The sequence below is a fragment of the Candidatus Glassbacteria bacterium genome, assembly GCA_019456185.1.
Lineage (GTDB): Bacteria > Gemmatimonadota > Glassbacteria > GWA2-58-10 > GWA2-58-10 > JAJRTS01.
In genome coordinates this window covers 1-12,178 of sequence record VRUH01000082.1, presented here as the reverse complement: position 1 = coordinate 12,178, position 12,178 = coordinate 1, and the positions used below count along the sequence as shown (strand labels likewise).

The 12,178-nt window shown below is 58.7% G+C and carries 8 protein-coding genes; 2 read left to right on the top strand and 6 right to left on the bottom strand.

Annotation, left to right across the window (positions count from 1 at the left end):
* Positions 1-950 precede the first annotated feature (950 nt).
* Both FVQ81_17200 and FVQ81_17195 read right to left on the bottom strand, forming a co-directional pair.
* On the bottom strand, positions 951-3,188 hold the full coding sequence (locus tag FVQ81_17200; protein MBW7998269.1) for a sulfatase: 2,238 nt from the start codon (positions 3,186-3,188) through the stop codon (positions 951-953).
* 378 nt (positions 3,189-3,566) lie between these two features.
* Complete coding sequence (locus tag FVQ81_17195) at positions 3,567-4,562, bottom strand: acetyl-CoA carboxylase carboxyltransferase subunit alpha (protein MBW7998268.1); 996 nt, start codon at positions 4,560-4,562, stop codon at positions 3,567-3,569.
* 386 nt (positions 4,563-4,948) lie between these two features.
* On the opposite strand from FVQ81_17195, the gene FVQ81_17190 reads away from it, so the two are divergent.
* Both FVQ81_17190 and FVQ81_17185 read left to right on the top strand, forming a co-directional pair.
* Positions 4,949-6,244 carry an acetylxylan esterase gene (locus tag FVQ81_17190; protein MBW7998267.1) on the top strand — a complete coding sequence of 432 codons (1,296 nt, stop codon included), beginning with the start codon at positions 4,949-4,951 and terminating at the stop codon, positions 6,242-6,244.
* 33 nt (positions 6,245-6,277) lie between these two features.
* A complete protein-coding gene (locus FVQ81_17185) occupies positions 6,278-7,585 on the top strand; it encodes a glycosyltransferase family 4 protein (protein ID MBW7998266.1) in 1,308 nt (435 codons plus the stop codon).
* Between the two features lie 107 nt (positions 7,586-7,692).
* Here the strand turns inward: FVQ81_17185 and FVQ81_17180 are convergent, their stop codons facing one another.
* From FVQ81_17180 to FVQ81_17165, 4 genes are all read right to left on the bottom strand, one after another.
* Positions 7,693-7,890: a hypothetical protein gene (locus FVQ81_17180; GenBank protein ID MBW7998265.1), complete on the bottom strand. Its 198-nt coding sequence runs from the start codon at positions 7,888-7,890 to the stop codon at positions 7,693-7,695.
* Between the two features lie 180 nt (positions 7,891-8,070).
* Positions 8,071-9,726 (bottom strand): hypothetical protein, encoded by a 1,656-nt coding sequence (locus FVQ81_17175; GenBank protein MBW7998264.1) that lies wholly within the window; start codon positions 9,724-9,726, stop codon positions 8,071-8,073.
* Between the two features lie 287 nt (positions 9,727-10,013).
* Positions 10,014-11,000, bottom strand: coding sequence for a UDP-glucose 4-epimerase GalE (galE, locus tag FVQ81_17170; GenBank protein MBW7998263.1), 987 nt, complete (start codon positions 10,998-11,000; stop codon positions 10,014-10,016).
* Positions 11,001-11,042: 42 nt separating this feature from the next.
* Entirely contained in the window at positions 11,043-11,852 is an 810-nt protein-coding gene (locus tag FVQ81_17165; GenBank protein ID MBW7998262.1) for an ion transporter, read from the bottom strand.
* Positions 11,853-12,178: the final 326 nt, after the last annotated feature.

Below are 12,178 nucleotides of genomic sequence, written 5' to 3'. Positions count from 1 at the left end.
TCTACAAGGGCCGTCAGGTGGAATCCTGCCCGGCCAGCCCGGGGATGCGCTGCTGCCGCTACCGGGTAATCAACCTGGTGGCCGGCTGCCCGATCGACTGCTCGTACTGCGTGCTCCAGGGCTACCTCAACCGTCCCACGATCACGGTTTATCCCGAACTGGAGAAAGTTTTCGCCGAGCTGGAGGAGGAGCTTGCCGGGGACTGGCGGTACCCGCCGCGCTACGGTACCGGCGAGCTGTCGGACAGCCTGGCCCTGGACAGCCACCTGCGGTTCGCCCCGGAACTGGTCCGTTTTTTTTCCGGTCACTCCGGGAGCTGGTTCGAGCTCAAGACCAAGAGCGCGGTGGTGGACTCCATCCTGGAAGTGGACCCGGTGCCGCCCAACGCGGTGGTGAGCTGGAGTGTCAATCCGCAGAAGGTGATCGACAGCGAGGAGCGGTTCGCCGCCTCGCTGGATGAGCGCCTGGAGGCGGCCCGCCGGGTGCGGGATGCCGGCTACAGGCTGGGCTTCCATTTCGACCCGATGTTCCATTACGACGGTTGGCGGGATGACTACCGCGAGGTGGTGGAGAGAATATACGCGGTGGCCGGTGAGGGCGATATCGCCTGGATCAGCCTGGGCTGCCTGCGCTACAGCCCGTGGATGGCCCCGTATTATGCCCAGCGGTTCGCGGCGCACCCGCTGCTGGCCGGCGAGCTGAATCCGGTCCCGCCCGATGGCAAGTACCGCTATCCCCAACCCGTGCGGATCGAAATGTACCGCGCGCTGAACGAATGGATTGCCGCGTGCGATAAGCAGGTCTATGTCTATCTCTGCATGGAGAGCGCACCGGTGTTCCGCTGGGCGCTGGGCCGGGAAGTTGGTGGAGACTGCCTGGCTGTGGAGCGCGGATTTCCGCCGCCGCCGGGATGGAGCGGCTGAGCGAAATTAGTGGTCAAATGTATTCGTTCAGTCCGGATCTTCCGCTTCGGCCTCGAACTCGGCCAACGCCTCGATCAGCGGCTCTTTCAACCTGTCGATATCATCGCTGGTTATCCCCGCCTGCTCCATGGCCGGCATCAGCTTGACCATTCCATTTGCGTTATTGCCCACGTTGCAGAGGGCATATCCGACCGCCAGCTCTTCAGGATCGAGATTGTATTCAAGACTAGTCAGGAAAATATCCGTAATCTCGCTGCAGTAACCGTATTCAATAAAAAGGCTGGCCAGCTCGATCAATTTCTTTTCGGAAAGATCGAAATTATCCAACAATACGAGCGCCTGGTTCGAGGAAAACCCTATATTATCCATCGTAAGCGCGGCTCTTATCGGCGGGAACCTGATTTCGGGAATTGTTTTATCACGCTGCACCGCATTGACAAAAAGTTTAAAGGCTTTTTCGTGTTCTTTCCCTCGCATTGTGAGAAATCCCATGGCAAGTAATTTGGCGGTATCCTTGCCGATATCTCCGTAGACCGGGGACAAGACCGTTGTTAATCTGTCGAAATCAGAAGCAAGCAGCAGCGCTGCGCTCAGATCCTTCCTGATTTCCAAGTTGTCCGGCTCCATGTCCAGGGCTATCTTAATCTGTTCTGCTGCTTCCTTGAACTCACGGCGGGTAATAAGGTACCGGCCGTTGGACACGTGTTCCCTGGCGTGCGGATGCAATTCGCCGGCGTCTTTTTCTTCACCTGTATCCCCTAGATATCCCAGGGATTTGAGAACCTCCATCCGCTGATTGTCGTCTGCCCGAACGTCCCTGGTAATGACCAGGTCTGCTTCAGTTTCCTGAAATTCGTGAAGCGAGTCCCTGATGCTGACTATCAAAGTTTCTATGCTGTCGGTTGATATGATCTGCGGAGACAGGTTGGTGTTTTCAGCGAAATCACCGTTCAGGTCGAAATACTCCCAGACCTCCTTTTCAAACCAGATGTAATGCTCGTTTTTTTCGGTCCACAATGACCAGCCGTCATTTTTGTATCTGTTGACGCGTTGGTTGCTCGAGCTCGGCTTGAACATACTGAACGCGGGTCCGGGGGCGATGGTCTCATCGAGCAGGTTTCTGACGGGCAGGCCGGTGGTATCGCTGTGACTGATCCCGCGCAGGTTTACGATTGTGTGGAAAATATTCTCGAGAGACACTACCTGGTCCACGACCCGCGGAGTTTTAATCAATTTCGGATGCGCCATTAAGAGGGGAACGTGAATCAGCGGACGGTAAAGCAGAGAGTTATGGGTGAATAACTCCCAACGGCCGAACACTTCGCCGTGGTCGCTGGTGATAATTATCAGAGTGTTGTCTTTCAATCCCTCTTCATCCAGGTAATCCAGCAGATCGTCGACCATCCTGTCCGCATACCGCAGCGCCCCGTCGTAGAGTTTTCGGATCATTGTGTATTCCTGCTCCGAGACGCTGATCTTGCCGGCATTTACACGCATGGAGTTGAAGATGGCGTCGAGAATATTCCTGGTCATTGAATCGGCTGGCTCGTAAAACATGGAAACGTAAGGTTCCGGCGGGTAATAGGGGTCATGGGTGTCCATATAGTTAATAAAGATGAAAAACGGGTTCTCTTCATCCTTCACCGCTGAAACAAACTTCTTGATCCGATGATTAATATAGGCCGAATTCATCTGGCCATCGGGTTTGGCCGGGTTTTTGTACTGCCAGATATCCTCGAATAAATCAAACCCCTGATCCATGTTCCCCGCACTGGAAACCACGGGGTTATTGCTGAAAGCGGCGGTCAGATAACCATCGGCTTTCAGCAGTTCGGCAAGAGTTTCCAGGTGATCCACGAAATAGCCGTGCTGGTGGTAGGTGCCGTGTTCGTAAGGCGAAAGTCCGGTAAACAGGCTGGCGTGGGAGGGCAAAGTCCAGCTGCTGGAAGAAACCGCCCTGGTAAAGCGAAGGCCTCCGGCGGCCAGGGTGTCAAGGTTGGGTGTGGTCAGGCGGTGGTAACCGTAGCAGGAGAAAGCGTCGGCGCGGGCCGCGTCGAGTACGATCAGCAGGATATTCGGTTTGGCAGGATCCGATTTGCCGCAGGAAGAAACCAGGCCGGCCAGGCACAGGATCAGGACCGGAAAAACAGCTTTTATCTCATGGAACATAAGAAACTTCATATTTTGCGCTTCATTGCCCGTTTTCACCCGGGTCCCCCACAGTTGACAGGACAACTTAATAATATGCCGCCATTTGATTTTCATCCAGACACTAAGCCGTTACCCGCAGTTATGCAAGAGCTTGATAAAGATATATTCTTTTCTCGTTCGGTGGAGCACCGCAGTTGAAAACTCCGTCCAGCCGTCTTTGATCCTGCCTGTTTTTTTCAAGCTTAAATCCGGATGAGTTATTCCAAGTATTCAAGTTTAGTTTTGTGAGGCTCAATTCATGCAACCTGGCCAGTCCGGATCGCAGTGGCTGTCTGTTGCAATAATCGAATGCGGCGGGGGCGGCCACTGCCGCACGGTCCGGTGCGAGTTGAACAACGATTTCGGCGGGGTCCTCCTGAGCCGGCACTACGAACAAAGCCCCAATCACCGAGATGACAGGGGCTTGCAATCAGCTTTAATTTCTGCGGAAACTTACTCTTCGTACTCACCCATATGTGAAAACTTCTCAACCCGCTGGCTGACCAGGTCCTCGGGGCTGAGCCGCCTGAGCTGGCTCAGGTGACGTTCCAGAGCCTTGCTCACGTTTTCGGCCGCCCCGTTAAAATCCATGTGCGCCCCGCCGTTGGGCTCGTCGATAATCTCGTCGATAATTCCGAACTCCATCAGGTGCTGCGCGTCAATTTTCAGCGCCTTGGCCGCCTTCTCCTTCTGCTCCGCGTCGCGCCACAGGATCGACGCGCATCCCTCGGGGCTGATCACCGAGTAGACAGCATTCTCCATCATCAGCACGCGGTTGCCCACGCCCAGCGCCAGTGCGCCGCCGCTTCCGCCCTCGCCGATCACAGTCGCCACCAGCGGCACCCTCAGCATGGCCATCTCGCGAAGGTTGCGGGCGATCGCCTCGGCCTGGCCGCGCTCCTCGGCGCCGATGCCGGGGTATGCTCCCTGGGTGTCGATCAGCGTCACCACCGGCCGGCCGAACCGCTCGGCGAGTTTCATCAGCCGCAGCGCCTTGCGGTAACCCTCGGGGTGGGCCATGCCGAAATTGCGGAAGATCTTCTCCTTGGTGTCGCGCCCTTTCTGCTGGCCGATCACCATCACCGGCTTGCCGTCGAACCGTGCCCAGCCGCCGACAATGGCCGGGTCGTCGCGGAACGAACGGTCGCCGTGGAGTTCGATAAAGTCGTCGAACACGGTATTGATGTAGTCGATCGAGAAGGGCCGGTTGGGGTGACGGGCAAGCTGCACCCGCTGGAAGGGCGTTATCTTGCGGTAGACCTCATCGCGCACCTTGGCCAGCTTCTTCTCCAGCTTCTCGATCTCGTCGTGGACGTCCAGACCCTCGGCGTCGGCGATCTGGCGCATCTCCTCGATCCGCTCGATTACCTTCTGGATCGGCTGCTCGAAATCCAGGTAAAGTCCAGCCACCGTTTCTCCATATACAAATTTTAGTATCTCTCCCGCCATCGCATTCCCGCCCGCATAATTTGACACGCAGGGGAGAGATAATCAAGCTTTTTGAATCCTAAGTGACATGAGTGCGAGGCCTTAACGCGACTACTACGCTCAGTCCAGTCCCAGCATCCTGCCTTTGCCGATCGCGCCCATCCATCCCGAGGTGTCGCTGAACAGGTTGGGGTTGCTCTCCAGCAGCCCGGCGAACTCGTCGATTCTGGCCCAGGGGTAATTCGCCAGGTGGACTGCCACGAAATTGGTGCAGCGCACGTCCTCGATCATACGGAAAGAAATCCAATGCGCACAAACCCCTCAGCTTGCAAAGGCAGCGGAACCGGCTTAAGTTGTGCGGGAGAGTGGCATTCGCAGCGGCGGGAAATTTTTCGGCTGGAGGACAATTGAAATTATTCAGGGCTTTAGCTGCGGCCGCGATTATCGCTGCCTGTCCGGCCGGTTCTCTGCTGTCGGCTGCGCTGGACCTGACTGTCACGGCCGACAGGGAAGACTGTCTTTACGCACTGGGCGACACGGTATCTTTCGCGGTGCGATGCTCCGCGGCCGATGCGGTGATTGAATACCGGTTGAGCGTTGATGGCAAGGCGGAGCTGGAACGGGGCTGGCTGGAGCTGCGCGGCGGTGAAGCTGTTGTCCGCGGGATGCTGGACATGCCCGGCTTCCTGCGTCTCGACCTGACAGCCGTTGCCGGGGCCGATACCGTGCGCAGAGCCTGGGGCTGCGCTGTCGCACCCCTGGCGATCCGGGCCGCCGGAGCGCTGCCTGATGATTTCGACCGCTTCTGGGGCCAGGGCAAGGCCGAACTGCTGCGGATTCCGCTGGACGCGCGGATCGAGGCGGTGCCCGGTGACGAGCACGAATCGACACTCTACAGGATCAGCCTGGCCAATCTCGAGGGCAGCCGGATTTACTGCTGGTACAGGGTGCCGAAGGGCCAGGGGCCGTTCCCGGCCGTGCTGGCGATACCCGGAGCCGGCGTGCGCAGGGAGGGTACCCGCGAGAACTACGCCGAGGCAGGTTTTGCCGTCCTGACTATCGCGATCCATGGCGTGGGCCAGGACCACGAGCTGGAGTACTACGATCAGCTCGGGCGGGGACTGCTGGCCGGTTACCAGCGCTTCGGCATGGACGATCCCTACCGTTATTACTACCGCCGCGTGATCCTGGGCCTGATCCGCTGCCTCGATTTCCTGTCGAGCCGCGAGGAGGTCGATCAGGAGAGGATCGCTGTCCAGGGTTCCAGCCAGGGCGGCGGGCTCAGCCTGCTGGTGGCCTCGCTGGACAAGCGAGTCAAGGCGCTGGCCTCCAATGTCCCGGCCCTCTGCGACCACGCGGGCAGCCTGCACGGGCGGCCCGCGGGCTGGCCGCAACTGCTGAACCACGCCGGAGCGACAGAGCGTGAACAGGTGATGCGCACGATGGGCTATTACGACGCCGCCACCGCGGCCTCGCGGATCGAGGTGCCCGCCCTGCTCGCGGCGGGTTTTATCGACGGGGTCTGCGCGCCAACCACTGTGCTGGCCGCGTTCAACAACCTGAAAGGACCGCGCTGGATTGAGATGGTGCCCGGAATGGGCCACGCCTCGCCAAAGGGACGGGCAGAACGCTGGCCGCGCTGGCTCAGAGACGCGCTGGACGGGAAAATCACGGACACCAGGCTAATCAGGGGAGAGCGCTGAGATGTCGATGGGAGTACTGGTCATCACGCCGGGATGGGTGGCCGACTCGCTGGGCGGGGATGCGCCTGCCGGGACGGAAACCCTGCTGGCCGCCGGCAGCATGTACCGTCGCGGCGCCGACTACGTGAAGGCCCGCGAGTATTTTCTGCGCCTGCTGGAGGAGGTGCGGCGGGAGGGCAGATGCGCCTGATGCACCTCACCAGCTCGGGCGGCTGGGGCGGCCGCGAAATGTATCCCCGCAGCCTGGCCGCGCTTCAGCGGGAACGGGGTCACGAGACAATCGTAGTCGCCAAGAAATACACTCCGCTCTCCCGCAGCCTCGCCGGATCGGATATCCCGCACCGCATCCTGCGGATCGGCCCCTATCTCGACCCGCCGGCGGCCTGGGCGCTCTCCCGCGTTATCCGGGAATTCAATCCCGAGGTGATCCAGATCCATCTCAGCCGCGACCTGGCGCTGGTGAGTATGGCCCTGGCGCTGGCCCGCCGGAAGCCTGCCGTAATCCTGCACAAGCATATCGCCAGCGCGGGCAACAAGCGCGACCTGCTGCACCGCTATCTCTACGGCCGGGTTGACCGGGTGGTGGCGGTCAGCGAGTTCGTAAAAGCGAGCCTGTTGAATTCATGCCCGCTGGCTCCGGACGAGGTGGAGGTGATATTCAACGGGGTGGATACCCGGCAGTTCGCCTCGGCCGGGGAAATCGAACCGGAGGTCCGAAAGCGGATACGCAGTGAGCTGGGGGCGGACGGGAACAGCGTGCTGGTGGGGGTTGTCGGCCGGCTGGATCTGCGCAAAGGTCAGCAGTGGCTGATCCGGGCGGCTGCATCGCCGGCCGGAGGACGACAAGAGTTGCGTTATGCGCTGATCGGGGCCAGCGAGGAAGACTACCGGGCGGAACTCGAAACGCTGACGGCGGAACTGGGCCTGGAGGCGGCGATCAAATTCACGGGCCACCGCCCCGACTCGCGGGAACTGTACGCTTCGCTGGATATCCTGGTCGTGCCTTCGTTCGCGGAGGCGTTCGGGCTGGTGGCGGTGGAGGGCATGCTCTCGGAGCTGCCGGTTGTGGCCAGCAACTCCGGGGCGCTGCCGGAGTTTGTGGCCGACGGGGTCAACGGTCTGCTGGTGGAGCTTAACGATGAGCGTGCGCTGGCCGCTGCGATCTCCCGTCTGGCGGATGATCCGCTCCTTCGCGCCGAACTCGGCGCCCGCGCCCGCGAGTGGGCGCGCGGCAGCCTGGCGATGAACCTCGTGCTCGACCGGCTGGATGATTTATATCGCCGCTGCCTGGAGCAGCGGAAAATACTTGCGGGCGAACACAAGGTTCGCCCCTACGAATAATTCTCCTCTATTAAGAGGGGTGCCCGCGAAGCGGGCGGGGTGTGTTTGTATTTGAAAAAAATAGTTCAGCGTTATCATGTAATAGTCTAGGCCGTAAAAGAACAAGATTAATTTGAGCCAGCATCTTCGGTGAGCTTCAAAATAGATTGGTACAAAGTTTCGACTGCATCTTTTAAAGAGTTGGGGCCTTTTGGTGTTGCGGATGAAGCATATTCTTTAACGATATCAACGGCTTGATCTAAAGCGTATGCTTTTGGGTTTCTGTAGTACTCATACCCTCGCGCAGCACCCTGTTTGTCAGACATGATGACTCCTTTACTGAAATAGAATAATGAAGGAATTAGACACACGTCAAGTTTGCGAAAATTTTAGCAGTAAGTCAAGAGATGGGTTTGCTAAAGGGATAATTCTGTTTATAAATGTAAGGCTGATACTTTAACTGATGCACTTCGGGTGTAGGACAAAAGCGCAAGCCCAATCCAAGTTTAGATGGATATTTTGACCTCGGAGCCGTTTTCACGCATTATCCGCAGTACTCCGCCCTGATCCAGCTCCTCCCAGGTCCAGCCCTGTCCGGCGGGGTTTGTCGACTCGTTTAGAACCGAGCCGTTAACGGTGATTTCCCGGGGCCTGCCGCCGAGCCGGAACACATCCGTGGCGCGATTATCAAAGGTTTTGTAGTAAATCGAATCCGGACCGCAGGAGATTTTCTGCACGACTGACGAGGAGCGCAGCAGGTGGTTTTCGCCCGCGGGAGCCCACTCGGGAACAGCCCCCAGCCCCTCGATAAAATGCCGGATATAATCCCCGTAACCATCGGAGAACCACGCTGTCGGCCAGCCGGGGCCGACCCAGACATAGCCGTTGGGTTCACACATATAGGTGGCAAAATTGAAAAATCTGAAAGCTTCTTCCTTGAATCTTTCCTCACCCGTTTTTTCGTAATACAGCGCGCAGACCGAGGCGTAGCGGGCCGTGTGGCTGCCCATCGGCGCATAGCACCAGGTCTGCTCCTTGATCGCGTCCATGCCGTCGGTGGCGAACGCGCCGGCCACCCAATACAGCAGAGCCGGCACGCTGGTTTTCCATTCCGGGTCGTATTCGGGGTGCTTCAGGATATAACGGGCGGTTTCCAGCGGAGTGATCTGCACCCGGTTCTGACAGGCGGGATCGCTGGGGATGTCCTCGAAATACCCGTTCCAGACATAGGTTTTCATCGGGCCGTTCTTGGCGAACAGCCAATCCCAGGCGATTTTGCGGGCGCGCGTGAAGGCGTCCGCTCTTGCAGAATCGAGATCGATAACGTCGCTGATCCTCAACAGTTCATCGAACAACCGCACCGCCTCCACCACGTTTGACGTGTAGTCGTCGATCACCTCTCCGGTGCGGGCGTTGACCCTGAACGGCCAGGGAGAACCGCCGGGAAAATCCTGGGCAAACCTGTTCGTGTCCGCCGCGAGGTCGCGGACATTTTGGGCCAGAGCATCCGCGCAGTCGATCGCCGCCCGGCAATACTTCCCGTCCCCGACGATTTCATAGAATTTCAGGTATCCGATTCCCAGTTCCCCGACCTTGTCGGGTTCGATACAGTGCAGGCCGTCGCCCCTTCCTTCGTCCTCCCACTTGGTTGCGCCCTGGTAAATCCGGTTCCTGGGATCGGCGCTGGCGTAAGGACAATTAGGCCAGAGCCAATCCGCTGGTGTCGTGCCCCGTTCCAGCATCTGGTCGAGACATTCTCGGACGATATCCAGACAGGCATCGTCCCCGGAAAACGCCCTGTAGTCCACCGCCAGGCTCTGCACGAACCCGGCGAAAACACAGGCCGGATTAGCCATCCAATTCGTACCCGATGTTCCTTGGGAATAACCAGGGTCCTGGTTCGGCCCTCTGAAATCAGCGTGCACCATGTAAAGTTTAAGACCGGATTGAGGCTCCACGGGGACGGATTTGAGAAACCCGGCGGCAAGTCCGGCCACTTTTGCATAAGCCGCGCCGGGAATTTCGGGTTTGTACCAGGCGAGAACCTTGTTGTCACTGTCGCGGACAATCTCGTGGGGAAGCTGTACCCGCTGGGCTTGAGCCGGGAGTGAAACGACGAGTTGAACCGCAAGCAATAGTGGCAGCGGCAGCTTCACTTTCATCAGTCATCACTCCTGATTTAGAGGGGCGTTGAAAAAAAGACTTCAACACCCCAAATTAAAATGTATCGTTGCTTTGGCTGTCAAGGGCAAGGCAAGCCGTTTCTGCTCTAACATACTGAATAATCAATTGGTTGTCAGCTTTGACGTCTGAATAATCTTTGCTGACTAGTTGGGCTTCGAAACGGCCCTTGACAGCCTTTTTATCCTGAATCCATTATTTTTCAGCACGCTTTTAGACGCCGGAAAAAAATACAATGTATCAGCTGGGCCGGCCGCAGGAAAACTCTTCAGTCCACCGGCAGGGTTTGTTCCCAGGCCCAGGCGTGTTCGATAATTTTCGTCAGCTCGGCGTAAGCGGGCCGCCAGCCCAGCTCGCGCCTGAGTTTCTCGCTGGAGGCCACCAGCCGGGCCGCATCGCCCTCGCGCCGGGGAGCTTCCTCGACTCCGGGCAGCTTCCCGGTCACTTTCGCCGCGGTTTCGAGCACTTCGCGTACGCTGAACCCCTCGCCGTTGCCTACGTTATAGACTCGGGCCGTGCCCTCGCCGCCAGGTTCCATCAAGCTCTCCAGGCCCAGCAGGTGGCTGTCTGCCAAGTCGTTGACATGGATGAAATCCCGCACGCAGGTCCCGTCGGGCGTGTCGTAATCCGTGCCGAATATTTTGAGCGAGCGCTCGGGGTTGCGCACCGCTTTGAGCACCAGCGGGATCAGGTGGTTTTCCGGGTCATGGTTTTCGCCCGTTTCGCAGTCCGGGTCGGCTCCGGCTGCGTTGAAATAGCGGAAGATTACGGCTTTCATCCCGTAGGCGGAGCAGAAATCGCGGATCACCTGCTCGATCATCAGCTTGCTCCAGCCGTAGGGGTTGATCGGCGCCAGCCGATGGTCCTCGGACAGGGGCGAGGTTTCCGGAGTGCCGTAGACCGCGGCTGTCGAGGAGAAAATTATCCGGCCCACACCGTGGCTGCGCATCGCGCGCAGGAGGTTGAGGCTGCCCTGCACGTTATTGCGGTAGTAGTCGTCAGGATGTCTCACGCTCTCGCCGACAAAAATCAGCGCCGCGAAATGCAGCACCGCATCGAATTTTTCCGCGGCGAAAATTTTATCAAGACCACCTTTGTCCAACAGGTCCACCTGTTCCAATCTGCCCCATTTCACCACCTCGCGGTGGCCGCGTGCAAGGTTGTCGGCCACCACTGTCTCGTGCCCTCTCGCGCTCAGCAGCTTATTGGCGTGGCTGCCGATATAACCGGCCCCGCCGGTCAGGAGTACTTTCACAGAATTGCCCTTCCGGATTATCCAGTGATCAGCCTTATCAGGTCAGCTTAATTTCCCGCCGCCCGGAATTTCCGCTTCCAGCTCCCCGCCGCAAAGCCGGCAGTAGCTCGAGTCGGGTTCGTGGCCCGTAAGTCCACATTGACGGCAGGTTACGTTTTTGCGGCGCGTGCCGGTCTCGACCATCACCTGCACAAGCCGACTCGCCTGCCAGGGGATCAGGACCACGCCGCTGGAAATCATCAGTGCCGTGAACCAGCGGCCGGTCTGGGTGACCGGGATGATATCCCCGAAGCCGACCGTGCTCAGGGTGACAATCGCAAAGTAGAACGCATCGCCGAAGTTGTGGATCGTGCCGCCGGGAGCGCCGGTCTCCGCATAGTGGATAAACCCTGCCCAGATAAACATCACCGTGAAAATGGTGAACAGCACCCGGACTATCTGAAGCTGGAGGCGGCTGAGCCTGCCGAAAAAGAACACCTCGGATTCCAGGAAACGGGTGAACCGCAGAATACGCAACGCCCGCAACGATCGGACGAAACCGAGAGTGTGGACCTGGAAAAATATGGGCAGGATCGAGAGCAGGTCAACGATGCCGAAGAAACTTAGCGCGAAGCGGAGTTTCAATTCGGCGGTCCAGAGGCGAAGCAGGTATTCGATGGCGAACACGGCCACCATCCCCAGTTCCAGCAGCACCAGGCCGGCAGGCACCTCGTCGAGCGAGTGATAAGTGATTATCACGAACAGCACGCAGGCAGCCAGGTTAACCGTCAGCAGGGACAACTCGATCAGCTTGCCTGCGGTGGTGGTGCAGTCTTCGAGGTAGAACGCCACCCGCTCCTTGATCCGGCTCATTGTTGTTTACTCTCCCGCCAGATGAATGGTTGCCTTGCGGACGCAGAACGCGTCGTAGCTGGTTTCACCGAATACGCGTCCGCTGAACAGCAGGTAAAACGTGCGGCCGTCGCCGGAAATCCATTTGCTCGGGATCCGGTAACCATGGGTGTCGCCCAGGCCCCAGTACGGAGTGTAGAACGCGATGCGCCACGGTCCCCACGGTTCTTTGGCCTCATATATGCCCAGCGCTCCCCGGTGGTTGGAGGCCATCACCATCAGGTAACGGCCGATCCCCGGGTTGCAGGTCACCTCGAGCCGGTGGCAGTGGCCGGGGAAGGAGAGCG